A 22,899-nucleotide genomic window follows, 5' to 3' on the forward strand; every position below is an offset into this window, starting at 1 on the left:
CGTACGACGAGTTCAGGTGGCGTCGAGGGTGACCGTGAAGGAGAAACGGTCGCCCCGGTAGTGGATGACCGCCAGGTCCAGGACCCGGCCGGCGGTGTCGTAGGTGACCCCCGTGTAGTGCAGGATCGGGCTGAGGAGGGGGACCTTGAGCAGCCGGGCCGTCTCCGGGTCGGCCAGCCTGGCCTCGACCGTGTCCGTGATACGGCTGATGTCCGCGCCGACCACGTCGCGCAGCACCTTGGTCATGGGCTGCCGGGCCAGGTCCTCCGGGTCGATGCGTCCGGCCAGTTCGGGGCGGACGTGGTTGCGGGCGTGGTTGGTCGGCTCACCGGTCTGCTCGTCGCTGCGCAGGCGGTGGTACGTCGCCACCTCGTCGAGATCCGGGAAGTACTCGGTGAGTTCGCCCGTCACGGGTGCCGTGCCATGCTCCAGCAGCTCGGCCGTCATACCGGACTGCTGGGCCACGATCGCGTCCACCGAGCCGAGGAGCCGTACCGGGGTGCCCCGCCGGGCGTCCGGTTCGATGAAGGTGCCCCGGCGGCGGTGCCGGCTGATCAGGCCCTCGTCCTCCAGTTCCTTCAGCGCCTGCCGCATGGTCAGCACGCTCACGCCGTAGTGCTCCGCCAGCTGTTCCTCGGTGGGCAGCCGGAGCGGGTCCCGGGGCGAGCGGCCGAGTATCGAGGCGCGCAGCGACTGCGACACCTGGTACCAGAGCGGCAGCTTGCGGTTCAGGACGATCGAGTCCGGGGCGAAGGAGGTCACGGGCCATCCGTACCGGTAGGGAATCTTCAGTGCAAGGGCCGGAAGTGGCGTTCCATGCCCTGCCACACGTCGTCGTAGCGCTGTTGCAGGTGCTCGGCGGTCGCCGCCTGCGGGGTGAGCGTCACCGGCCAGCGGGTCTCGAACATGAAGGCGAGGCCGTCGTCGATCTTCTGCGGACGCAGCTCGGCCGCGCTCGCCCGGTCGAACGTCTCCCGGTCCGGGCCGTGCGCCGACATCATGTTGTGCAGGGAGCCGCCGCCCGGCACGAAGCCCTCCGCCTTCGCGTCGTAGGCGCCCTCGACCAGGCCCATGTACTCGCTCATCACGTTCCGGTGGAAGTACGGCGGCCGGAAGGTGTTCTCGCCGACCAGCCAGCGCGGGGCGAAGACCACGAAGTCGACGCCCGCCAGGCCGGGAGTGTCCGACGGGGACGTCAGCACCGTGAAGATCGACGGGTCGGGGTGGTCGTACGAGATGCTGCCGATCACATTGAAACGGCGGAGATCGTAGAGGTACGGCACATGTGTGCCGTGCCAGGCGACCACGTCCAGGGGGGAGTGGTCATATGTGGCGGTCCACAGGTGGCCGCAGAACTTGTTGACCACCTCCACCGGACCCTCCACGTCCTCGTAGGCGGCCACGGGGGCCTGGAAGTCACGGGCGTTGGCGAGGCCGTTGGCACCGATCGGGCCCAGATCGGGGAGGCGGAAGGGCGAGCCGTAGTTCTCGCACACATAGCCCCGGGCCGTGGCATCCAGCAGTTCCACACGGAAGCGGACTCCACGTGGAATCAGCGCCACATGTCCCGGCTCCATATGCAGCAGGCCGAACTCCGTGCGCAGCAGCAGCCCGCCGCGCTCCGGGACGATCAGCAGTTCACCGTCCGCGTCCGAGAAGACCCGCTCCATCGAGGAGTTGGCATGGTAGAGGTGTACGGCCATGCCGGTGCGCTGGGTCGCGTCGCCGTTGCCGCCGAGGGTCCACAGGCCCGCGAGGAAGTCCGTACCGGGCGCCGGCTCCGGCAGCGGGTTCCAGCGCAGCCGGTTCGGGTCCGGGGCGACGTCCGTGAAGGGGCCGGTGCGCAGCGCCCCGTCGCCGGCGGCCCGGGTGAACGCCGGGTGGGCGGCCGAGGGGCGGATCCGGTACAGCCAGGAGCGGCGGTTGCTGGCCCGCGGCTCGGTGAAGGCCGTACCGCTGAGCTGCTCCGCGTACAGGCCGAGGGGGGCGCGCTGCGGGGAGTTGCGGCCCTCGGGCAGGGCGCCCGGCACCGCCTCCGAGGAGTGCTCGTTGCCGAACCCAGAGAGATACGTCAGTCCCTCGGCGGTCTTCCGCGCTCCCTCACGCTCGAACACGCTCGCGCGGGAGGTGCCCCCATCACTCATGATCGCTCCCTGGGCCGGTACGTACCTGATTCCTATGTATCACCGTAGGATTGAGTCGGGACGGGTGCAAGAGGGCCGGGATCATTCCAGCGGGGTACGGCGAGAACCCGACTTCAGGGGGATCCGGTCTGCGGCGCGCTGTTCTACGCTCCCGGGCATGTCGTGGACGCGTGGACTGCCGGGCGCGGTCGCGGTCTGCGTGCTGCTGCTGGTCGCGGCGGCGGGGTGCGGGACCGGGGAGGCGCACGAGCAACGGGAGACGGGGTCGCCCTCACCGGTGGGCAAGATCCTGGACGACACGGACGAAGGCGGACGCCACTACCGGGAGATCGACAAGAAACAGGCGCCCGAGGTGGGCACGGTGGTCACGCCCGACACCGCCGGAGGCTGGGACGTACGGCTCGACGTGCACCGCTTCCGCTTCTCCCGGGCCGGCACCGCGGCCCGGGCGGTCGCCGGGCGCGGCCTCGCCTACCTCTTCGTGGACGGCGGCCTGGTGACCCGGCTGCGGACCCCCGCGTACCACCTCCCGGCCAAGCTCGTCCCGCACGGCACCCACCACATCACCGCCCGGCTCTACGCGGACGACGGCACGGTGTGGGCCGTACACGGCAAACCGGTCGAGAGCACGGTGGACGTCACGGCGTCGGGTGCGGAGACGGCAAAGGCGACACCGACGGCCACACCGACACCGGCACGGACAGCCACGCAGACGCCGACATCGACGGCCACGCCGGCACCGACGGCCACGCCGGCCGGTCTTCCGGAGGCAGGGGCTTCTCCCGCGCACCCGGGTGCCGTGGCCGGCGACGGCGGCACACCGCCCGGATGAGTGCATGGGCCATCCGTCTCCGTACTGGGGGGCGAGGTTCACCTGATCCCTGCGGAAAGGCATCATGAAGCCCGTGCCCCCAGCGCCCTCGCTACGCAAAGCTCCCGTCCAGCGCCGCAGTGCGGAACGGCTGACCAGGATTCTCGACGCCTGCGCCGACCTCCTCGACGAGGTGGGCTACGAGGAGCTGAGCACCCGGACCGTCGCGGTGCGCGCCGGGGTGCCCATCGGCTCGGTCTACCGCTTCTTCGGCAACAAGCGGCAGATGGTCGACGCCCTCGCCCAGCGCAACCTGGAGCGCTACACCGAGCGGGTCGCCGAGCGGCTGAAGGACGCACCGAAGGGCGACTGGCGGGCGGCGATGGACGCGGTGCTGGACGAGTACCTGGCCATGAAGCGCACCGCCCCCGGCTTCTCGCTCGTCGACTTCGGCAACCAGATCCCGGTCGGCGCCCGCCACGCCGAACCCAACCGCAGGGTCGCCGACCGCCTCACCGACCTGCTCTCCGGCTACCTCGGCCGCGCCCCGGACGAGGACCTGCGCCGCACGTTCCTGGTGGCCGTGGAGACCGCCGACACCCTGGTCCACCTGTCCTTCCGGATGAATCCGGAGGGCGACGAGACGATCATCACGGAGACCCGGGAGCTGCTGCGGGCCTATCTGGCGCGGGTGCTGGACTGAGCCCGGCTCCTGGGCCCAACCCCGCTGCCGACGGAGCGCCCAGAGGCGCCACTCCGGTCGCCACACCCTCGTGACCTGGAGTTTTGCGCTTATTGCTCGCGTGTCAACGTCTTGTTAACGACGTTTGACGCGACCTAACGTCATCGCACCGCCGGCCCTGGTGGGAGTTCAAGGGCGAACGTTAGGTGTTCCACTCATGCTGACCATCCTCGGCTTCACCATGATCGCGACCTTCCTGGTCCTGATCATGCTGAAGAAGATGTCGCCGATCGCGGCGCTCGTGCTGATACCCGCGCTGTTCTGTGTGTTCGTCGGCAAGGGGGCCAAGCTCGGCGACTACGTCATCGACGGCGTCACCAGCCTCGCGCCCACCGCGGCGATGCTCATGTTCGCGATCGTCTACTTCGGCGTGATGATCGACGTCGGCCTCTTCGACCCGATCGTCAAGGGGATCCTGAAGTTCTGCAAGGCCGACCCGCTGCGGATCGTCGTCGGTACGGCCCTGCTCGCCGCCATCGTCTCCCTCGACGGCGACGGCTCCACCACCTTCATGATCACCGTCTCGGCGATGTACCCGCTGTACAAGCGCCTGAAGATGAGCCTGGTCGTGATGACCGGGGTGGCCGCGATGGCCAACGGTGTGATGAACACGCTGCCCTGGGGCGGACCGACGGCACGTGCGGCGACCGCGCTGAAGCTGGACGCGAGCGACATCTTCGTGCCGATGATCCCCGCGCTCGCGGTCGGCCTGGTCTTCGTGATCGCCCTCGCGTACGTCCTCGGCCGCCGTGAGCGCAAGCGGCTCGGCGTGCTGACGCTGGAGGAGGCGCTGGTCGAGGAGAAGGAGAGGGAAACGGAGACCGTGCTGGTCGGTGCGGGTTCTGGTACGGGCGCGGGTGCCGGCTCGGGCACGTCCGCGGTGCGCGGCGGCGGCACCGGAACCGGCTCCGGTACCGGTACCGGGGCGGACCGGCCGGCGGAGGACGACGGCTTCCAGGGTCTCGACCCGCACCGCGAGACCCTGCGCCCCAAGCTGTACTGGTTCAACGCGCTGCTCACGGTCGTCCTGCTCACCTCCATGATCATGGAGTGGCTGCCGATCCCGGTGCTGTTCCTGCTCGGCGCGGCACTGGCGCTGACCGTCAACTTCCCGCAGATGCCCGCCCAGCGGGCCCGCCTCGCCGCTCACGCCGAGAACGTCCTCAACGTCTCCGGCATGGTCTTCGCCGCCGCCGTCTTCACCGGCGTCCTCCAGGGCACCGGCATGGTCGACCACATGGCCACCTGGCTCGTCGGTAACATCCCCGACGGCATGGGCCCGCACATGGCCCTCGTCACCGGCGTGCTCAGCATCCCGCTCACGTACTTCATGTCGAACGACGGCTTCTACTTCGGCATCCTCCCGGTCCTCGCCGAGGCCGGCCAGGCCCATGGAGTCTCCTCCCTGGAGATCGCCCGCGCCTCGATCATCGGCCAACCGCTCCACATGTCCAGCCCGTTGGTGCCCGCCGTCTACGTCCTCGTCGGCATGGCCAAGGTCGAGTTCGGCGACCACACCCGCTTCGTCGTCAAGTGGGCCGCGCTCACATCACTCGTGGTGCTCGGGGCAGGAATTCTGTTCGGCATCATCTGACCCGTTCCACGGAGGACTTCACCATGGCGCCCGGCAGGAACCGCGGCTGGCTGCTCCGCCTCGTCATCGCCTTCGGCTTCGCGCAGGCCGCGGTGTCGATGGCCCGGCCCGCCGTCTCCTACCGGGCGCTCGCGCTCGGCGCCGACGAACGGGCCGTCGGTGTCATCGCGGGTGTCTACGCCCTGCTCCCGCTCTTCGCCGCCGTACCGCTCGGCCGCCGCACCGACCACGGCCGCTGCGCACCCCTGCTGCCGGTCGGCGTGGTGCTGATAGCCGGTGGCTGTGCGCTCAGCGGTCTCGCGAACTCCCTCTGGGCGATGGCCCTGTGGAGCGGGGTGATGGGCCTCGGCCATCTCTGCTTCGTGATCGGCGCGCAGTCGTTGGTGGCCCGCCAGTCGGCCCCGCACGAACAGGACCGCAACTTCGGCCACTTCACCATCGGCGCGTCGCTGGGCCAGCTGATCGGCCCGATCGCCGCGGGTGCGCTGATCGGCGGCCCCGACATGGCGGGCAGCAGCGCGCTCGCCCTCGTCGTGGCGGGTGCGGGGGCGGCGGTCGCGTTCAGTTCGCTGTGGCGCATCGAGGACCGTACGGCGATGACGTCCCGTCCCGGGCCGGGCGGGCGGGTCCCGGTGGGCGGCATCCTGCGCGCCCGGGGCGTCCCGGCGGGCATGCTGATCAGCCTGTCGGTCCTGTCCGCGACCGACATCCTCACCGCGTACCTCCCGGTGGTCGGCGACCACCGGGGCATCGCACCGGCGGTGATCGGCGTCCTGCTCAGTGTCCGGGCGGGGGCGACGATCGCGTGCCGGCTGGTCCTCACACCGTTGCTGCGACTGCTCGGCCGGCCGCTCCTGCTGACCGTGACGTGCTTCCTGGCGGCCGTGCTGTGCGCGGGGATCGCGCTGCCGGTCCCGGTGTGGGTCCTGGCCCTGATGCTTGCCGCGCTCGGCTTCTGCCTGGGCGTCGGGCAGCCGCTGTCGATGACGACGGTCGTCCAGGCCGCGCCCGAGGGCGCCCGGTCCACGGCGCTCGCCCTGCGGCTGACCGGCAACCGGCTGGGCCAGGTGGCCGCACCGGCCGGGGCGGGGCTGGTGGCGGGGGTGGCCGGAGTGGCCGCTCCGTTCGTGATGCTGGGCGCGTTGTTGCTGGTCTCGGCGGGGGTGGCGGTGCGCTCGCCGGGGGCGGTGGGGCGGTCCGAGGGTGCCGATCAGGTGACGCGGACGCGGCGCAAGGGCCCGGCGTTGCGCCGCACGAGCGATATCTGACGGCGCGTCGGATGTTGATGCCACGGGCCGTGGAGTGCATGGGTGACAGTCCAGACGAAAGGTCGATTTGTATGAAAATCGTCTAACTCGGAGGAGCTTGCATGCCCACGCTCACACTGCCACGCACCGCCGGACCCCGTGCGGGCGCAACCGTCGTCCTCACCGCCCTCGCCGCGGCGGGCGCGTCGTGGGTGGCGGCGCCGAACGCGGCGGCCGTAGGGGAGAACGGCGACATCAGGATCCACCGGGTGGGCGTGCCCTTCGGCGTGTCGAAGGACGACCCGGTGGTCTGCAGGTTCTATCTCGACGCCGTCAACTTCGACGTCCTCCCCGGTATCGCCTACACCATCACGCCACAGCCCCCGCTGCCCACCGCCGCCACCGTCGCCGGCACCATCCAACTCGCCGGAGGTGCAGGTCACACCGACCCGCTGGGGCTGGCGGACGGGCAGTACAAGCTCTCGTGGACCGTGTCCGGCGCGCTGAAGGAGAAGGTCTTCCGGCTCAACTGCCATGACGGCAAGCAGGACGGGCCGCAGGGTCAGAACGGTCAGAACGGCCCCAATGGCCAGAACGGCCCCAACGGCCAGAACGGCCAGAACGGCGAGAACGGCCCCAACGGCCAGAACGGCCAGAACGGCGAGAACGGCCAGAGCGGCCAGGGCGGTCCCAACGGGCAGATCGAGGACACCCATCGTGGCGACACGGCCTGGACGCAAGGTGACGACCACGGCGGTCCACAGGGCGGTGTGCACGCGGGTGGCGGCGGCCTCGCCGACACGGCGGCCGCCTTCTCGCCGGTGGCCGCGGCCACGGCCGTGGGCCTGGTCGCGGCCAGTGGAGTGGTGTACGTCCGGCTGATCCGCCGTCGGCCCCATGGCGCCGCGTAGGCGCAGACGCAGGCCCTGGTACCGGACCCGCGCCTACCGCCTCGCCAGAACGGCCCTGCTGGCGATCATCCTGGTGACCGTGGTCCGGTACTGGGGGTCCGACGGGCCGGACGGGTCGGCCGCCCTGGCGGCGGCCGGCCCGGGCGCGGGCCGGGACGGGTCCGACGGGCCCCCGCCCCGCCCGCTGCCCCGGTCCCGGCCGACGTCGATGCGCATCCCGTTCCTGGGCGTCGACGCGCCGGTCATCGGGGTCCGGCTCGACAGGGAACGGCAGTTGGAGACACCGCCGGTCGACGACCCGAAGCTGATCGGCTGGTTCCAGGGCGGTGCCACGCCGGGTGAGTCCGGCCTCGCGGTCGCCGTCGGCCACCGTGACACCAGGACGGGCCCCGCCGTCTTCGCGGCGCTCGCCCAGGTGAAGCCCGGCAAACGGATCGAGGCCGGGCGCGCGGACGGCCGTACCGCCGTCTACACCGTGGACCGGGTGAAGGTCTATGACAAGGCCGGTTTCCCGAGCAAAGAGGTGTACGGCAAAACCCGGCGTCCCGAACTCCGCGTCATCACCTGCGGCGGCCTCTTCAGCCGGAGGACGGGCTACACCAGCAACGTGGTGGTCTTCGCCCACCTGACCGCGACGCAGTGACCGGGCGGTGCGGGCGGTTGCCCGCACCGCCCGGCCGCTGCGGCCCCCGGTCGAGTGCAGTCTGCCGCGCCGTCGTGGCTGGTCGCTCCCCCACTCTCGGCTTCGCTCGAGCGGGGGGACCCCCATCGCGGCGGAGCCGCACATCGGTACAGCCCCGCGCCCCCTGGCGGGGCGCTGATGTTCGACCTGGATGAGTGAACCCCGGCGGGAATCCGGGACCTGGGAGGGGCAAACCCCCTAAGAAGGGGGCATGCGTACTCATTCGCTCCGTAACCGGTCGGCCCTTGCGCTGGCCGGAGTTCTGCTGGCCGGCACCCCTGCCGCGTACACCGCGTTGGCCGACGACCGGCCCGCGGCCGTGCCGGTGCGCGGAAAGGCCTACGTCGAGACCCGGCTCTTCTTCGGCACCGCCCGGCCGGACGGTGGCCCGGCCGTCACCGACCGGCAGTTCACGGCCTTCGTCGACAAGGAGGTCACCCCGGACTTCCCCGACGGGCTGACCGTGCAGAGCGGGCGCGGGCAGTGGCGGGACGCGCACGGCGCGATCGAGAAGGAGCGGTCGTACGAGCTGACCCTGCTGTATCCGGAGTCGGCGGCGAAGCGCGGCGACCGGAAGATCGAGGAGATCCGGCGGGCCTATGAGAAGGCCTTCGCCCAGGAGAGCGTGGGGCGGGTGGACGAACGCGCCCAGGTCGACTTCTGATGATTCCGCATGCACGTGTCTCCGGTGCCGATCCCTGGCGCCAAAAAACTATCGCCGCTAGTTTGTGAGCCGGAGACCCAGCCCCGCCGGGAGGAAGCAGCATGAAGGCACACGACGGCCTGTACATCGACGGCGCCTGGCGCGCCGCCGAGAGCCAGGACGTGATCGAGGTCGTGAACCCGGTCGACGAGCAGGTCATCGGCCGGGTCCCGGCGGGCGGCGCGCTGGACGTCGACACCGCCGTACGCGCCGCCCGTGCCGCCCTCCCGGCCTGGGCCGCCACCCCGCCCGCCGAGCGGGCCGCCCGGCTCGGCGCGCTCCGCGACGCCCTGGCGGCCCGCCAGGACGAGATCGCCGAGACGGTCACCGCGGAGCTGGGCTCGCCGCCGCAGTTCTCGCAGGCCGTGCACGCGGGGCTGCCGATCGCGGTCGCCGGCTCGTACGCCGAACTGGCCGCGACCCATCTCTTCGAGGAGAAGGTCGGCAACTCGACCGTCCACCAGGAGCCGGTCGGCGTGGTCGGCGCGATCACGCCCTGGAACTACCCGCTGCACCAGATCGTCGCCAAGGTCGCCCCGGCGCTCGCCGCCGGCTGCACGGTCGTACTCAAACCCGCCGAGGACACCCCGCTCACCGCCCAGCTGTTCGCGGAGACGGTGGCCGAGGCGGGTTTCCCGGCCGGTGTGTTCAACCTGGTCACCGGCCTCGGCCCGGTCGCCGGGCAGGCCCTCGCCGAGCACCCGGGTGTCGACCTGATCTCCTTCACCGGCTCCACGGCCGTCGGCAGGCAGATCGGCGCGGTGGCCGGTGCGGCCGTGAAGAAGGTGGCCCTCGAACTGGGCGGCAAGTCCGCGAACGTCATCCTGCCGAGTGCCGATCTCGCCAAGGCCGTCAACGTCGGGGTGGCCAACGTGATGGCCAACTCCGGCCAGACGTGCAGCGCCTGGACGCGGATGCTGGTGCACACCGACCAGTACGCGCAGGCGGTGGAGCTGGCGGCCGCCGCTGCCGCCAAGTACGGGGACCGGATCGGACCGGTCGTCAGCGCCAAGCAGCAGGCACGGGTGCGCGGTTACATCGAGAAGGGCATCGCGGAGGGCGCCCGGCTGGTCGCCGGCGGCCCCGAATCCCCGCGTGAGCAGGGTTACTTCGTCAGCCCGACCGTGTTCGCCGACGTCACCCCCGAGATGACCGTCGCCCAGGAGGAGATCTTCGGCCCGGTGCTGTCGATCCTCCGGTACGTGGACGAGGAGGACGCGCTCCGGATCGCCAACGGCACGGTCTACGGGCTCGCGGGCGCCGTCTGGGCCGGGGACGAGGCGGAGGCGGTGGCCTTCGCCCGGCGCATGGAGACCGGGCAGGTCGACATCAACGGCGGCCGCTTCAACCCCCTCGCACCGTTCGGCGGTTACAAGCAGTCGGGCGTCGGCCGGGAACTCGGCGCGCACGGCCTCGCCGAGTATCTGCAGACCAAGTCCCTCCAGTTCTGAGGAGGTTGCTCTGATGGCCGCCAAGGTCCGAGCTGCCGTACTGCCCGCCGTGGGCGCCCCGCTCACGGTCACCGAGATCGACCTCCCGGACCCCGGCCCCGGCCAGGTCCGGATCCGCCTCGCCGCCGCCGGTGTCTGTCACTCCGACCTCTCCCTGTCCGACGGCACCATGCGGGTGCCGGTCCCGGCGGTCCTCGGCCACGAGGGCGCGGGCACCGTGGTGGCAGTGGGGGAGGGGGTCACCCGGCTGTCGCCCGGCGACGCGGTCGTCCTCAACTGGGCACCCTCCTGCGGAAGTTGCCATGCCTGCGAACTCGGTGAGGTCTGGCTGTGCGCCAACGCGCTGAACGGCTCCGCCGACGTCTACGCCCGTACGGCGGACGGCACCGACCTGCACCCCGGCCTGAACGTCGCCGCGTTCGCCGAGGAGACGGTGGTCGCCGAGTCCTGCGTGCTGCCGCTCCCGGCCGGCATCCCGCTCACCGACGCGGCCCTCCTCGGCTGCGCGGTGCTCACGGGATACGGCGCCGTCCACAACTCCGCGCGGGTCCGGGAGGGCGAGACCGTCGCGGTGTTCGGCGTCGGCGGGGTGGGCCTGGCCGCGGTGCAGGCGGCCCGGATCGCGGGTGCGTCCCGGATCGTCGCGGTGGACGTCTCCGCGGCGAAGGAGGAGCTGGCCCGGGCCGCCGGCGCCACCGACTACGTGGTCGCCTCCGACACCACACCCCGGGCGATCCGTGCCCTCACCGGCAAACAGGGCGTCGACGTCTCCGTGGAGTGCGTCGGCCGCGCGGTCAGCATCCGCGCGGCCTGGGAGTCCACCCGCCGGGGTGGTCGTACGACGGTGGTCGGCATCGGCGGCAAGAGCGAGCAGGTCACCTTCAACGCCCTGGAGCTCTTCCACTGGGGCCGCACCCTCTCCGGCTGCGTCTACGGCAACTCGGACCCGGCCCACGACCTGCCGGTGCTCGCCGAGCACGTCCGGGCCGGCCGTCTGGACCTGGGCGCGCTGGTGACGGAACGGATCGCGCTGGAGGGCATTCCCGCGGCGTTCGAGAACATGCTGGCGGGCAAGGGCGGCCGGGCGCTGGTCGTCTTCTGACCTCCGCGCGACCGTCACGGCACCTGTTCGGAGTGCGGCTCCCCGGCCGCCGGCACGGTACGGGGAGCCCGCGTCCGCGCCCGCGACCGGGACACCGCCACACCGGCCAGGCACAGCACCCCGCCCACCAGGGTGACCGGCCCCGGCACCTCGCCGAGGGCCAGCCAGGACATCAGCACGACCAGCGCCGGCACGGCGTACGTCGTCGCGCCCATCCGGCTCGCGGTGGTCCGGGCGAGGGCGTACGCCCAGGTCGTGAAGGCGAGCGCGGTCGGGAAGACCCCGAGATACACCATGTCGAGGGTCGCGGACAGCGGTGCGCCCGCGACCTGGTGCACCAGCTGCCCGGCGAACGGCAGACAGGCCACGGTGCCGACGAGACACCCGTACGTCGTCACCTGGAGCGCGCTCGCCCGGGCCAGGGCGGGCTTCTGGGAGACCACACCGGCCGCGTAGGCGACCGCCGCGAGCAGGCACAGCACCACGCCGAGCACCGAGGAACCGCCCCCACCGGCCATCGACAGCCCCACGGTCACCGCACCCGCGAACGACACCGCCATCCCCGCGAGCAGCCGGGGCGGCATCGGATCACCGAGCAGCCGGGACCCGAGCAGGGCGATCAGCAAGGGGCCGACGTTCACCACGAGGGCGGCCGTCCCCGCGTCCACCTGCTGCTCGCCCCAGTTCAGGGCGACCATGTAGAAGCCGAACCACAACACGCCGGATATCCCGATACCCCGCCAGGCGGACCGGGGCGGCAGCCCCTCGCGCCGCACGAGACAGAGCAGCCCGAGCGCGAGGGACCCGGAGAACAGCCGGCCGAGGGCGAGGGCACCGGGGGAGTAGGAGTCCCCCGCACTCCGGATGGCCACGAAGGCGGAGGCCCACAGCACGACGGTGACGACGGCGGCGAGGACGGGGAGCAGCGGACGGCTGGCGGGGGCGGCACGATCGGTCATGACACCGAGGGTAAGGAGAGGGGGCGGCCGGGGGCTCGCGGATTTCGGACGGGGTGCTGGTGAGTGGGGGCCGGGTGGCCCTACGTGCTCTGCCCCACTCTCGAAAATTGCTCCTGCAATCCATCCAGCAAGGCCCGCAACCCCGTCTCGAACGCCCGCTCGTCGATCTTCTCCTGCTGGTCCGCCAGCAGGTGCGCCTGGCCGAGATGGGGATAGTCGGCCGGGTCGTAGGCGCTCGCGTCGTCGACGAAGCCCCCGGCGAACGACCCCAGCGCCGACCCCATGACGAAGTACCGCATCAGCGCCCCGATCGACGTCGCCTGCGCCGGCGGCCACCCGGCGTCGACCATCCCGCCGTAGACCGCGTCGGCCAGCCGTAGTCCGGCGGGGCGGCGGCCGGGGCCGCGGGCCAGGACCGGGACGATGTTCGGGTGGTCGCGGAGCGCGGCCCGGTACGACACCGCCCAGTCGTGCAGCGCGGTCCGCCAGTCCCGCCCGTCGCCGCCCTCGAACATCGACAGGTCGACCTGCGCGCTCACCGAGTCCGCGACCGCCTCCAGGATCTCGTCCTTGGTGCGGAAGTGGTTGTAGAGCGAGGGCCCGCTCACCCCCAGCTCGGCCGCGAGCCGGCGGGTGGAGACGGCTGCCAGACCCTCCGCGTCCACGAGTTCCCGTGCCACCCGGACGATCCGGTCGGTGCTGAGGAGGGGCTTGCGCGGTCGGGCCATGGCGCACATAGTAGGGCTGCGCCAAGAAACTAGCAGTGCTAATTTAAATGTGGGGTGATCGCATGGTGAACCTGGGACTCAGCGAGGAGCAGACCGCCGTACGGCAGCTCGCCCGGGACTTCGTCGAGCGCGAGATCGCCCCGCACGTGATCGCCTGGGACCGCGCCGAGGAGGTGGACCGGGGGATCGTGAAGAAGCTCGGCGAGGTCGGCTTCCTAGGCCTGACCGTGGACGAGGAGTACGGCGGCTCTGGCGGCGACCACCTGTCGTACTGCCTGGTCACCGAGGAACTCGGTCGCGGCGACTCCTCCGTGCGCGGAATCGTGTCGGTCTCCCTGGGCCTCGTCGCCAAGACCGTCGCCGCCTGGGGCACCGAGGAGCAGAAGCGGCGCTGGCTGCCGGGGCTGACCTCCGGCGCGTACGTCGGGTGCTTCGGCCTCACCGAACCCGGCACCGGCTCCGACGCGGGCAACCTCACCACCCGCGCCGTTCGCGACGGCGACGACTACGTGGTCAACGGCTCCAAGATGTTCATCACCAACGGCACCTGGGCCGACGTGGTGCTCCTCTTCGCGCGCTCCACCGACGCGCCCGGCCACAAGGGCGTCTCCGCCTTCCTGGTGCCGGCCGACACCCCCGGCCTGACCCGCCGTGCCGTCCACGGCAAGCTCGGCCTGCGCGGCCAGGCCACCGCGGAACTCGTCCTGGAGGACGTCCGCGTCCCCGCCGCCGCGATGCTCGGACCCGAGGGCAAGGGCTTCTCGGTCGCCATGTCGGCGCTGGCCAAGGGGCGGATGTCGGTCGCCGCCGGCTGCGTCGGCATAGCCCAGGCCGCCCTGGACGCGGCCGTGCGGTACGCGGGGGAGCGCGAGCAGTTCGGTACGCCGATCGCCGGCCACCAGCTGGTCCAGGAGCTCATCAGCGACATCGCCGTCGACGTGGACGCGGCCCGGCTGCTGACCTGGCGGGTCGCCGATCTGGTCGATCGCGGCCTGCCGTTCGCCACCGAGTCCTCCAAGGCCAAGCTCTTCGCCTCCGAGGCCGCCGTGCGCGCCGCCAACAACGCCCTCCAGGTCTTCGGCGGCTACGGCTACATCGACGAGTACCCGGTCGGCAAACTCCTGCGCGACGCCCGGGTGATGACCCTCTACGAGGGCACCAGCCAGATCCAGAAACTGCTCATCGGGCGGGCGCTGACGGGCGTTTCGGCGTTCTGAGTAGGTTCCTGAGTATCCCGACGGATGTGGCGTGGGCCACGTCCGCCGATGATCGGACCATGAATGACACACCGGTCGGACAGCAGAACACGGCCGCCTACTACGGCCAGGCCGTCGCCTCCTTCGCCGTCGCCATCACGGCCACCGCCATCGGTATCTTCCAGCTGCACGCCGACGCCTGGGTGCGCGCCTTCCTGGGCATCGCCGTCCTCTACCTTGTCACCTCTGCCTTCACGCTCGCGAAGGTCATCCGCGACCGTCAGGAGGCCGGGCAGATCGTCAGCCGCGTCGACCAGGCCCGGCTGGAGAAGCTGCTCGCCGAACACGACCCCTTCGAGAAGCTCTGAGCCGCGGGACAAGCTCTGAGCGGGCACACTAAGCGCTCGCTCAGCTTCGGCGGTATGGTGGGGCTCCGGTATCGAGAGGGGCGAGCGAGCGATGAGTACGGCGGAGGAGACGACCGGCGGCGAGGTAGAGCCGTGGGAAGAGGTCACCCCTGACGCGGCCCGGCGTCTGCTGGTCGCCGCCGTGGAGGCCTTTGCCGAGCGCGGCTACCACGCCACCACCACCCGTGACATCGCGGGCCGCGCCGGGATGAGCCCCGCCGCGCTCTACATCCACTACAAGACCAAGGAAGAGCTGCTCCACCGGATCAGCCGCATCGGTCACGACAAGGCCCTGGACATCCTCCGGACGGCGGCCCGGCGCGAGGGCACCGCCACCGAGCGGCTCGCGGACGGCGTCAGCTCCTTCGTCCGCTGGCACGCCGGGCGGCGCACCACCGCCCGGGTCGTGCAGTACGAACTGGACGCCCTCGGCCCCGACGCCCGCGCCGAGATCCTCGGGCTGCGCCGCCAGGTCGACGCCGAGGTGCGCGGGATCATCCAGGAGGGCGTCGAGTCCGGGGAGTTCGACGTCATCGACATCCACGGCACCACCCTCGCGGTGCTCTCCCTCTGCATCGACGTGGCCCGCTGGTTCAACGTGGACGGCCCCCGCACACCCGAGCAGGTCGGCGCGCTCTACGCCGACCTCGTGCTGCGGATGGTGGGGGCCAAGTAACCCTGCGGGCCGAGTAACCCAGCGGGCCGAGTGGTCCTACAGGTAGTACCGGGACACCGACTCCGCCACGCAGACCGGCTTGTCGCCGCCCTCGCGCTCCACGGTGAAGGCGACGCTCACCTGGACGCCGCCCGTGACGTCCGACACGTCGGTGATCGTGGCGGTGGCACGCAGCCGGGAGCCGACCGGGACGGGGGCGGGGAAACGGACCTTGTTGGTTCCGTAGTTCACGCCCATCTTCACGCCCTCGACCTTGATCAGCTGGGGGCCGAAGAGCGGGAGCAGCGACAGCGTCAGATAGCCGTGCGCGATGGTCGTCCCGAACGGGCCCGCGGCCGCCTTCTCCGGGTCGACGTGGATCCACTGGTGGTCGCCCGTCGCCTCCGCGAACAGGTCGATCCGCTTCTGGTCGACCTCCAGCCAGTCGGTGTGGCCCAGTTGCTCGCCGACGGCCGCCTTCAGCTCGTCGGGGGAGGTGAAGATCCTCGGTTCTGCCATGTTCCCGGCCCTCTCGCGGTCGCGCGTGCATTCCTAAGCAACTGCTTAGCATGGTCGCGTGCGGGCTCCCTGTCAACGGAGCGCGGCTCACCCGGGTCGGTAGGCTCTGCGGGGTGCCGCAGATTCCCGAGAAGATCCAAGAGCTGAGCGTCGGCCAGCTGTCCGCGCGCAGCGGCGCCGCCGTCTCCGCACTCCACTTCTACGAGGCCAAGGGTCTCATCAGCAGCCGGCGGACCACCGGCAACCAGCGCCGCTACACGCGCGACACGCTGCGCCGGGTGGCCTTCGTCCGGGCGGCACAACGCGTCGGCATTCCCCTGGCCACCATCCGCGAGGCCCTCTGTGAACTCCCCGAGGAACGCACCCCGACCCGGGAGGACTGGGCCCGTCTCTCGCAGGCGTGGCGCGCCGAACTGGAGGAACGCATCAAGCAGCTCAACCGGCTGCGCGATCACCTCACCGACTGCATCGGCTGCGGCTGTCTCTCGCTGGACACCTGCGTACTGTCCAACCCGGACGACGCCTTCGGCCAACGCCGGGCGGGCTCACGCCTGTTGCCGGAACGCCCCTGAACGCGGCCGGCACCGGCCTGCGCGAGGGTGACGGTCGTCACGGGCAGCGGCCGGAATCAACGGCAGTTGGGGGTGCGGCATCCCCGGCGCACCCCCACGTGGTCAGGCCGACATGAGCAGCCGCCCGCGCCTGGCGTAGGCCAGGGCCTCGGGGGTGAGCACCGGACGCGGCACCAGAATCCCGCAGTCCGCGCAGACCGGACCGGTGGAGGGCTCGTGGTCCAGGTCGTACTTCCAGATGAGGCGCTCCCCCGCGCACACCGGGCAGACCGCGCCCGGTTCGCGCTCCAGGGCGGCGATCAGCCGTCGCAGCACCTCGGCCAGTGGTTCGTCGGGGTGGACCCGTGGGTCGTCGCACCAGGCCACTCCGAATCCGCCCCAGGTCAGCCGGTGCCAGTCGTCCACGCTGCCCGGGCGGCGCAGCCCGTCGTGCTTCTCCTTCTTGCGGCGCTCGGCGAACTCGACCTCGTAGGCCAGCCAGACCGCCCGCGCCTCTTCCAACTCCTCCAGTGCGCCCACGAGACGCGCCGGATCGGGGGACCGGTCCTCAGAACCGAACCCGGCCCGCGAGCAGAGATGGTCCCAGGTCGCGCGGTGCCCGTAGGGGGCGAACCGCTCCAGGCACTTGCGCAGCGAATAGCGCCGTAGCGCCAGATCACACCGTGGGTCTCGCACCTGTCTCGCCAGACTCCGGAAACCGGCCATCGCCCTGCACCTCCGTCACACCTGCACCTGTACTTCGGTCACTTCGGCGGCGTCGCACGGACTTCGCGCGGCGTTGCCGTATAGACGTATCGACACTCGAATCGGCTCCATCCGATTTCCGATGCCGTCCATAAGGCCGCCCGCCTTGACCGACGGCCGGTGACGCCACCGACGCGGGCGACCACTCCAAAACTTGACGCATGTTCATCTTCAATCCCGGGGATACCGGCGGTAACGTCCGGCACCACCCCCGTCGTGAGGAGTCGCCATGCCCCGGCGCACCAGACATCACGCGTTGTTCGACAAACTGAGAACTCCCCGCAAGCTCCCCGGGTTCCTGAAAGCGGCATCTGTATGCGTCCTCGTCGCCGGCCTGCTCTCCCCGCTGGCCCAGGCGACTCCGGCCGCGGCGGCCACCGCCTCCAACGACTACTGCGGCGGCCAGTGTTCGGACATCCTGCCGCCCGGTGAGAACGGCAACGCCACCCTCGCCCAAGTCCTGCTCAACCAGGCCTTCGGCATCCAGCCCGACCATGCCGAGGACCAACTCGGCCCCTACAACAACCTGGCCACGGGTTACTCCACCCTCACCGACGCGAAGATCAACACGTTCTTCAACGACTCGTCGTTCGGGGTCGCTTCCGATCAAGTCGCCTCCACGGAGAGTCCGGCGGGTCGCAGCGATGTGACGATCGTCCGCGACAAGAAGACGGGCGTCCCGCACATCACCGGTACCACCAGATACGGCACCGAGTTCGGCGCCGGTTATGCCGCCGCTGAGGACCGGCTGTGGCTGATGGACGTGTTCCGGCACGTCGGGCGCGGCCAGCTCACCACCTTCGCCGGTGGCGTCGCCTCCAACCAGGGGCTTGAGCAGGAGTTCTACCGCAACGCCCCGTACACCGAGGCCGACCTCCAGGCGCAGATCGACAACGCCGTCGCCAACAACGGCACCCGCGGCCAGCAGGCCCTCGCCGACGCCAACGCCTACCTCGCCGGCATCAACTCCTACATAGACGCCTCCGACAGCGGCCGTTACTTCCCCGGCGAGTACGTCCTGACCGGTCACAAGGACTCGATCACCAACGCCGGCACCATCGACCACTTCAAGATCACGGACTTGGTGGCGCTGGCCTCCGTGATCGGCACGCTGTTCGGCTCCGGAGGCGGTGGCGAGGTCAACAACGCGGTCTCGCTGCTCGCCGCCCAGGAGAAGTACGGGGTGACCGAGGGCACCAAGGTCTGGGAGTCGTTCCGTGAGCGCAACGACCCCGAGGCCGCGCTCACCGTCCACAACGGTGAGAGCTTCCCGTACGGCACCAAGCCGTCCGACCCGCAGGGGGAGGCGCTGCCGGACTCCGGTTCGGTGACGACCGAGCCGCTGGTCTACGACGCCACCGGCACCGGCGCCGACCAGAGCGCCTCCGCCGCCTCCGCGGCGGCGACCGCGACCGCCCTCAGCTCGGCCAAGCGCGGGATGTCCAACGCGCTCGTCGTCAGCGGCAAGTACACCGCGAGCGGCCACCCGATCGCCGTCTTCGGACCGCAGACCGGCTATTTCGCCCCGCAGCTGCTCATGCTCCAGGAGATCCAGGGCCCGGGCATCAGCGCCCGCGGCGCCTCCTTCGCCGGCCTGAGCATGTACGTCGAACTCGGCCGCGGCCAGGACTACGCCTGGTCCGCCACCACCTCCGGCCAGGACATCATCGACAGCTACGCCGTCGAACTCTGCCAGGACGACTACCACTACCTGTTCCACGGCACCTGCACGGCCATGGACGAGGTCGAGCAGAAGAACTCCTGGAAGCCGACCACGGCCGACGGCACGGCCGCCGGCTCGTACACGATGCGCGTGTGGAAGACGAAGTACGGACCCGTCGAATACCGCGCGACCGTCGGCGGGAAGAAGGTCGCCTACACCACCCTGCGCTCCTCCTACATGCACGAGGCCGACTCGATCATCGGCTTCCAGATGCTCAACGACCCCGACTACGTGAAGAGCCCGCAGACCTTCCAGAGCGCGGCGCAGCACATCAACTTCACCTTCAACTGGTTCTACGCCGACTCCTCCCACACCGCGTACTACAACAGTGGCAACAACCCGGTGCGGGCGACCGGTGTCGACCCCGAGTTCCCGGTCTGGGCGCAGGCGGCCTACGAGTGGCAGAACTGGGACCCGGCCACCAACACGTCCGACTACACCCCGGCGTCCCAGCACCCCAACTCCATCGACCAGGACTACTACATCTCCTGGAACAACAAACAGGCGCTGAACTACACCACCGCCAGCTGGGGCGACGGTTCGGTCCATCGCGGCAACCTCCTTGACGACCGGGTGAAGAAACTGGTCGCGGCGGGCGGTGTCACACGCTCCTCGCTTGTCAAGGCCATGTCGGACGCGTCGCTCACCGACCTGCGGGCCGAGGACGTGCTGCCGGATCTGCTGAAGGTGGTCAACAGCAGTACGGTGACCGACTCCACGGCCGCCGCGGCCGTCACCAAGCTCCAGACCTGGCTGACGGCGGGCGGCAAGCGCACGGAGACCTCGGCGGGTTCGAAGACGTACGCCAACTCCGACGCCGTCCGGATCCTGGACGCCTGGTGGCCGCTGCTGGTGAAGGCCGAGTTCCAGCCCGGCCTCGGTGACGACCTGTACACCGCGTTCACCAACAACCTGTACATCGACGAGACTCCGTCGGCCGCGCACGGTCCGACCGGGGCACACGCCGGAAGCTCCTTCCAGTACGGCTGGTGGAGTTATGTCGACAAGGACATCCGGTCGGTGCTCGGGCAGAGCGTGTCGGGGCCGCTGGCCGAGCGGTACTGCGGCGGCGGCAGCCTCAGCGCCTGCCGGGACATCCTGATCAGCACGCTGAAGACGGCGGCCGGCACGAGTGCGTCCACGGTCTACCCCGGGGACTCGCTGTGCTCGGCCGGCGACCAGTGGTGTGCCGACTCGATCGTCCAGCGCACCCTGGGCGGCATCAAGCACTACAACATCAGCTGGCAGAACCGCCCGACCTTCCAGCAGGTCGTGGAGTTCACCTCGCACCGCTGAGCCGACATGCCCATGGCGGCGGGGTCACGCGATACGCCCCGCCGCCAGCACCACCCTCGCCAGTTCGGGGTGCACGATGTCGCTGTGTGCCCCGGCCGGCGGGTTGCCCCTCTTCACGACCGCCGCCGCGTCGACGTTCACACAGCCCGACGTGGCGAGCGGCCCGCGCAGGGCCGTCGCCAGGTCCAGCGACCGGGTGCCCGGCACCGCCTGCGCCCCGTCGTGCCCCATCGCGCCCCACCGGGCGCCCAGCGCGTCGCCCACGTCCACGCCCAGCACCGACTCGCAGTCGTCCGCCATCCGGGAGGCCAGCGGATACATCGTGCCGAGCGCCCCGTCGAAGCGGGAGTAACAGCACACCAGCGGGCCGTCGATCCGGTTCTCCTGGCCCTGCAGCACCCCGCCCGCCCGCGGGTCGTGCGGCAGCCGGGCGGCGAACGCGTAGTGCGAGAAGGCCCCTTGCAGCAGCGTCACGGACTTCACCGCGCGCACCCCGTCCGGCAGTCCGCGCAGCGCGAACGACACCAGCCGGCCGCCGAAACTGTGCCCGACCAGATGCACCCGCAGCTGCGGGGCGACGCCGGCCAACTGCCCGACGACCCGCCCGAGCCCACGCTCCCCGACGGTCCCGGCGCGCCGCTTCATCGCGTAGTACGTCGCCTGCCGCAGCAGCTCCTTCGCGCCGTCCCAGGGGTTGGGCAGCGCGAACTCCGGCGCGCCGGCGCCCTGCCGGACGGAAGCCAGCGTCTGCGCGAACTCCTCGCACAGGGCCGTCGTGTCCCCGGTGAACAGCACCGGCTCGCTCTGCGGCACGCCCTCCGCGAGCGTGTCGGCCGCGAACAACGGCTGGGGGCCGCCCGGCAGGACCTCGACGAGCAGCCGTACAAGGCGGCCGAACTCCTCCAACTCGCCACCCGGGCGCTGGTCCAGCATCCGGGCGATCTGGTCGACCACGGTGGCCCGCCCCGGGAACGTGTCGAGGAGCGCGTGCCGGGTGTCCTTGTCGAGGACGGGCGCCGGTCTCTCCTCCGCCTCCGCGGCCACCACGGACTTGGGGAAGTCCGGGATCGGCTCGTCGCAGAACCGCATCGACGGCCACACCACCCCGACGTACCCGATCCTCGCCTTCGGCACCAGCTTCGGGATCGGTGCGAAGAACCGCCGGTACAGAGAGGTGGCGCCCGAACGGTCGTTGTTCCAGCCGTGCGCGAAGACGATCAGGTCACGGAGGCCGTGAGCCGTGACCTCGCCCAGCAGCCGGTCGCGTTCGGCGCCCTCCGGGTCGCCGTCGGCGTCGAAGGTCAGCTCCCAGTAGGGAGCCACGCTCATCCCAGGATCCGCCATACCAGGCTCCTCGTCACCCGAACCGGTGCGATCTGCGCGCATCGTCCCGCCGCCGGGCAAGGTTGGCCATACGACGCGCCTCACCTGTAGAGCAGAAATTCCTTTCGGATCCGGCGGAACGCGGCGAGTTCTTCCTGCCAGGCGCCGACGATCTCGTCCGTGCCCGCGCCCGCGTCGGTCATCGTGCGCACGGTCGTGGATCCGGTGAGCTTGTCGATCCAGTTGTCCGACCGCCAGGCGAAGTCCCCCCACACCTTCTTGGCCGTGACCAGGAGCGCGATCCCGGTCCGTACGGGGTCGTAGGCGGCCCGGTCGTGCACATGGAGCTGTACCCCGCCGACGGTCCTGCCCTGGAACTTGGAGAAGGTGGGCGCGAAGTACGCCTCCCGGAACCGCACGCCCGGCAGCCCGAGCCCGTTGACGGCGGCCGCCCACCGCGCGTCGATGCCCTCCGCGCCCAGCAGTTCGAAGGGGCGGGTCGTGCCGCGCCCCTCGGACAGGTTCGTGCCCTCGAAGAGACAGGTCCCCGAGTAGACGAGGGCGGTGTCCGGGGTGGGCATGTTGGGGCTCGGCGGTACCCAGGGCAGTCCGTAGGCGTCGTAGAAGAGGTCGCGCCGCCAGCCCGTCATCGTCACGACGTCCAGCGCGACCGGGGTGGTCAGGAACTCCGCGTTGAACAGCTTCGCGAGCTCGGCGACCGTCATCCCGTGCGCCTGCGCGATCGGCTGCCGGCCGACGAAACTGGCGAACTCCCGGTGCAGGACCGGGCCCTGGGCGGTGCGCCCGGTCACCGGGTTGGGGCGGTCGAGCACGACGAAGCGCTTGCCCGCCAGCCGGGCGGCCTCCATGCAGTCGTACAGCGTCCAGATGTACGTGTAGAAGCGGGCGCCGGCGTCCTGGATGTCGAAGACGACCGTGTCCACGCCGGAGGCGGTGAAGACGTCGGCGAGGGGCTGTCCGCTCTTGAGGTACGTGTCGTAGACGGGGAGGCCGGTCGCCGGGTCGTCGTAGCGGCCCTCGGAGCCGCCGGCCTGGGCGGTGCCGCGGAATCCGTGCTCGGGGCCGAAGACCGCGGTCAGCCTGACCCGGGGGTCGGCGTGCATGACGTCGACGATGTGGCGGACGTCGGTGGTGATACCGGTGGGGTTGGTGACGATGCCGACCTTTTGACGGCCGAGGAGGGAGTAGCCGTCGGCGGAGAGGCGGTCGAAGCCGGTCTCGAAGCGGCCGGGGGCGTCGGCCACGGATGCCGTGGGTACGGGTGTCACGGCTGCCGCCGTGGCGGCTGTGAGCAGACTTCGTCTGGAAGGGCGCCGCATGAGAGGCCTCCGTCGTCGTCCGGGTGCGGGTCGCTGGTGGCGGGTCGCGC

At 70.9% G+C, this 22,899-nt stretch carries 22 protein-coding genes; 14 read left to right on the plus strand and 8 right to left on the minus strand.

All coding sequences use genetic code 11. The features are described from left to right. Positions 1 to 12: 12 nt before the first annotated feature. Both ACWGJB_RS03920 and hmgA read right to left on the minus strand, forming a co-directional pair. Positions 13 to 762 carry a GntR family transcriptional regulator gene (locus tag ACWGJB_RS03920; RefSeq protein WP_453378685.1) on the minus strand — a complete coding sequence of 250 codons (750 nt, stop codon included), beginning with the start codon at positions 760 to 762 and terminating at the stop codon, positions 13 to 15. 26 nt (positions 763 to 788) lie between these two features. Continuing rightward, entirely contained in the window at positions 789 to 2,144 is a 1,356-nt protein-coding gene (gene hmgA / locus ACWGJB_RS03925; RefSeq protein WP_453378686.1) for a homogentisate 1,2-dioxygenase, read from the minus strand. Between the two features lie 157 nt (positions 2,145 to 2,301). Between hmgA and ACWGJB_RS03930 the strand changes: the two genes are divergently transcribed. From ACWGJB_RS03930 to ACWGJB_RS03970, 9 genes are all read left to right on the plus strand, one after another. Continuing rightward, entirely contained in the window at positions 2,302 to 2,976 is a 675-nt protein-coding gene (locus tag ACWGJB_RS03930; protein ID WP_453378687.1) for a hypothetical protein, read from the plus strand. 64 nt (positions 2,977 to 3,040) lie between these two features. Beyond that, positions 3,041 to 3,658 carry a TetR family transcriptional regulator gene (locus ACWGJB_RS03935; RefSeq protein WP_453378688.1) on the plus strand — a complete coding sequence of 206 codons (618 nt, stop codon included), beginning with the start codon at positions 3,041 to 3,043 and terminating at the stop codon, positions 3,656 to 3,658. Between the two features lie 196 nt (positions 3,659 to 3,854). Continuing rightward, entirely contained in the window at positions 3,855 to 5,291 is a 1,437-nt protein-coding gene (locus ACWGJB_RS03940; RefSeq protein ID WP_453378689.1) for a CitMHS family transporter, read from the plus strand. Positions 5,292 to 5,314: 23 nt separating this feature from the next. Further along, positions 5,315 to 6,559 (plus strand): MFS transporter, encoded by a 1,245-nt coding sequence (locus tag ACWGJB_RS03945; RefSeq protein ID WP_453378690.1) that lies wholly within the window; start codon positions 5,315 to 5,317, stop codon positions 6,557 to 6,559. A 101-nt stretch (positions 6,560 to 6,660) separates the two neighbouring features. Further along, positions 6,661 to 7,449, plus strand: coding sequence for a hypothetical protein (locus ACWGJB_RS03950; protein ID WP_453378691.1), 789 nt, complete (start codon positions 6,661 to 6,663; stop codon positions 7,447 to 7,449). Further along, a complete protein-coding gene (locus tag ACWGJB_RS03955) occupies positions 7,436 to 8,092 on the plus strand; it encodes a class F sortase (RefSeq protein WP_453378692.1) in 657 nt (218 codons plus the stop codon). Before ACWGJB_RS03950 ends, ACWGJB_RS03955 begins: the two co-directional genes overlap by 14 nt. A gap of 250 nt (positions 8,093 to 8,342) precedes the next feature. Continuing rightward, the gene (locus ACWGJB_RS03960) at positions 8,343 to 8,795 is read left to right on the plus strand and encodes a DUF3574 domain-containing protein (protein ID WP_450758683.1); all 453 of its coding nucleotides are present in this window, start codon (positions 8,343 to 8,345) and stop codon (positions 8,793 to 8,795) included. A 101-nt stretch (positions 8,796 to 8,896) separates the two neighbouring features. Continuing rightward, positions 8,897 to 10,285, plus strand: coding sequence for an aldehyde dehydrogenase family protein (locus ACWGJB_RS03965; protein WP_453378693.1), 1,389 nt, complete (start codon positions 8,897 to 8,899; stop codon positions 10,283 to 10,285). A 13-nt stretch (positions 10,286 to 10,298) separates the two neighbouring features. Beyond that, entirely contained in the window at positions 10,299 to 11,387 is a 1,089-nt protein-coding gene (locus tag ACWGJB_RS03970; protein ID WP_453378694.1) for a Zn-dependent alcohol dehydrogenase, read from the plus strand. A 14-nt stretch (positions 11,388 to 11,401) separates the two neighbouring features. Here the strand turns inward: ACWGJB_RS03970 and ACWGJB_RS03975 are convergent, their stop codons facing one another. Together ACWGJB_RS03975 and ACWGJB_RS03980 are read right to left on the minus strand one after the other, a co-directional pair. Continuing rightward, on the minus strand, positions 11,402 to 12,346 hold the full coding sequence (locus tag ACWGJB_RS03975; protein ID WP_453378695.1) for a DMT family transporter: 945 nt from the start codon (positions 12,344 to 12,346) through the stop codon (positions 11,402 to 11,404). 80 nt (positions 12,347 to 12,426) lie between these two features. After that, positions 12,427 to 13,074 (minus strand): TetR/AcrR family transcriptional regulator, encoded by a 648-nt coding sequence (locus tag ACWGJB_RS03980; protein ID WP_453378696.1) that lies wholly within the window; start codon positions 13,072 to 13,074, stop codon positions 12,427 to 12,429. A 65-nt stretch (positions 13,075 to 13,139) separates the two neighbouring features. Here ACWGJB_RS03980 and ACWGJB_RS03985 point away from each other — a divergent pair, with 65 nt between their 5' ends. The 3 genes from ACWGJB_RS03985 (at position 13,140) to ACWGJB_RS03995 (ending at position 15,353) form a co-directional block, all read left to right on the plus strand. Further along, positions 13,140 to 14,291 carry an acyl-CoA dehydrogenase family protein gene (locus ACWGJB_RS03985; protein ID WP_453379026.1) on the plus strand — a complete coding sequence of 384 codons (1,152 nt, stop codon included), beginning with the start codon at positions 13,140 to 13,142 and terminating at the stop codon, positions 14,289 to 14,291. Between the two features lie 59 nt (positions 14,292 to 14,350). Further along, positions 14,351 to 14,638 (plus strand): YiaA/YiaB family inner membrane protein, encoded by a 288-nt coding sequence (locus tag ACWGJB_RS03990; RefSeq protein WP_453378697.1) that lies wholly within the window; start codon positions 14,351 to 14,353, stop codon positions 14,636 to 14,638. A 91-nt stretch (positions 14,639 to 14,729) separates the two neighbouring features. Further along, positions 14,730 to 15,353, plus strand: coding sequence for a TetR/AcrR family transcriptional regulator (locus ACWGJB_RS03995; RefSeq protein ID WP_453378698.1), 624 nt, complete (start codon positions 14,730 to 14,732; stop codon positions 15,351 to 15,353). A gap of 36 nt (positions 15,354 to 15,389) precedes the next feature. Here the strand turns inward: ACWGJB_RS03995 and ACWGJB_RS04000 are convergent, their stop codons facing one another. Beyond that, positions 15,390 to 15,851 (minus strand): MaoC family dehydratase, encoded by a 462-nt coding sequence (locus tag ACWGJB_RS04000; RefSeq protein ID WP_360489638.1) that lies wholly within the window; start codon positions 15,849 to 15,851, stop codon positions 15,390 to 15,392. Between the two features lie 113 nt (positions 15,852 to 15,964). Here ACWGJB_RS04000 and soxR point away from each other — a divergent pair, with 113 nt between their 5' ends. After that, positions 15,965 to 16,423 (plus strand): redox-sensitive transcriptional activator SoxR, encoded by a 459-nt coding sequence (soxR, locus tag ACWGJB_RS04005; RefSeq protein ID WP_453378699.1) that lies wholly within the window; start codon positions 15,965 to 15,967, stop codon positions 16,421 to 16,423. A 102-nt stretch (positions 16,424 to 16,525) separates the two neighbouring features. Here soxR and ACWGJB_RS04010 read toward each other — a convergent pair whose 3' ends face one another. Beyond that, on the minus strand, positions 16,526 to 17,128 hold the full coding sequence (locus tag ACWGJB_RS04010) for a hypothetical protein (protein ID WP_453378700.1): 603 nt from the start codon (positions 17,126 to 17,128) through the stop codon (positions 16,526 to 16,528). 268 nt (positions 17,129 to 17,396) lie between these two features. On the opposite strand from ACWGJB_RS04010, the gene ACWGJB_RS04015 reads away from it, so the two are divergent. Then, positions 17,397 to 20,186, plus strand: a complete 2,790-nt coding sequence (locus ACWGJB_RS04015) for a penicillin acylase family protein (RefSeq protein ID WP_453378701.1) — start codon at positions 17,397 to 17,399, stop codon at positions 20,184 to 20,186. A gap of 24 nt (positions 20,187 to 20,210) precedes the next feature. Here ACWGJB_RS04015 and ACWGJB_RS04020 read toward each other — a convergent pair whose 3' ends face one another. Continuing rightward, positions 20,211 to 21,530, minus strand: a complete 1,320-nt coding sequence (locus tag ACWGJB_RS04020) for a serine-threonine protein kinase (protein WP_453378702.1) — start codon at positions 21,528 to 21,530, stop codon at positions 20,211 to 20,213. 80 nt (positions 21,531 to 21,610) lie between these two features. Further along, entirely contained in the window at positions 21,611 to 22,849 is a 1,239-nt protein-coding gene (locus tag ACWGJB_RS04025) for an exo-beta-N-acetylmuramidase NamZ family protein (protein ID WP_453378703.1), read from the minus strand. Between the last annotated feature and the right edge of the window lie 50 nt (positions 22,850 to 22,899).

The sequence above is a fragment of the Streptomyces sp. NPDC054813 genome, from assembly GCF_053611365.1.

Bases quoted from the DNA above. Each gene is read 5' to 3' on its own strand.
- ACWGJB_RS03975 (WP_453378695.1), bottom strand. From the start codon at position 12,346: ATGACCGATCGTGCCGCCCCCGCCAGCCGTCCGCTGCTCCCCGTCCTC.
- ACWGJB_RS03960 (WP_450758683.1), top strand. From the start codon at position 8,343: ATGCGTACTCATTCGCTCCGTAACCGGTCGGCCCTTGCGCTGGCCGGA.
- ACWGJB_RS03940 (WP_453378689.1), top strand. From the start codon at position 3,855: ATGCTGACCATCCTCGGCTTCACCATGATCGCGACCTTCCTGGTCCTG.
- ACWGJB_RS03930 (WP_453378687.1), top strand. From the start codon at position 2,302: ATGTCGTGGACGCGTGGACTGCCGGGCGCGGTCGCGGTCTGCGTGCTG.
- hmgA (WP_453378686.1), bottom strand. From the start codon at position 2,144: ATGAGTGATGGGGGCACCTCCCGCGCGAGCGTGTTCGAGCGTGAGGGA.
- ACWGJB_RS04000 (WP_360489638.1), bottom strand. From the start codon at position 15,851: ATGGCAGAACCGAGGATCTTCACCTCCCCCGACGAGCTGAAGGCGGCC.
- ACWGJB_RS03995 (WP_453378698.1), top strand. From the start codon at position 14,730: ATGAGTACGGCGGAGGAGACGACCGGCGGCGAGGTAGAGCCGTGGGAA.
- ACWGJB_RS03965 (WP_453378693.1), top strand. From the start codon at position 8,897: ATGAAGGCACACGACGGCCTGTACATCGACGGCGCCTGGCGCGCCGCC.
- ACWGJB_RS03990 (WP_453378697.1), top strand. From the start codon at position 14,351: ATGAATGACACACCGGTCGGACAGCAGAACACGGCCGCCTACTACGGC.
- ACWGJB_RS04015 (WP_453378701.1), top strand. From the start codon at position 17,397: ATGCCCCGGCGCACCAGACATCACGCGTTGTTCGACAAACTGAGAACT.
- ACWGJB_RS03945 (WP_453378690.1), top strand. From the start codon at position 5,315: ATGGCGCCCGGCAGGAACCGCGGCTGGCTGCTCCGCCTCGTCATCGCC.
- ACWGJB_RS03950 (WP_453378691.1), top strand. From the start codon at position 6,661: ATGCCCACGCTCACACTGCCACGCACCGCCGGACCCCGTGCGGGCGCA.
- ACWGJB_RS04010 (WP_453378700.1), bottom strand. From the start codon at position 17,128: ATGGCCGGTTTCCGGAGTCTGGCGAGACAGGTGCGAGACCCACGGTGT.
- ACWGJB_RS04025 (WP_453378703.1), bottom strand. From the start codon at position 22,849: ATGCGGCGCCCTTCCAGACGAAGTCTGCTCACAGCCGCCACGGCGGCA.
- ACWGJB_RS03970 (WP_453378694.1), top strand. From the start codon at position 10,299: ATGGCCGCCAAGGTCCGAGCTGCCGTACTGCCCGCCGTGGGCGCCCCG.
- ACWGJB_RS04020 (WP_453378702.1), bottom strand. From the start codon at position 21,530: ATGGCGGATCCTGGGATGAGCGTGGCTCCCTACTGGGAGCTGACCTTC.
- ACWGJB_RS03935 (WP_453378688.1), top strand. From the start codon at position 3,041: ATGAAGCCCGTGCCCCCAGCGCCCTCGCTACGCAAAGCTCCCGTCCAG.
- ACWGJB_RS03955 (WP_453378692.1), top strand. From the start codon at position 7,436: ATGGCGCCGCGTAGGCGCAGACGCAGGCCCTGGTACCGGACCCGCGCC.
- ACWGJB_RS03980 (WP_453378696.1), bottom strand. From the start codon at position 13,074: ATGGCCCGACCGCGCAAGCCCCTCCTCAGCACCGACCGGATCGTCCGG.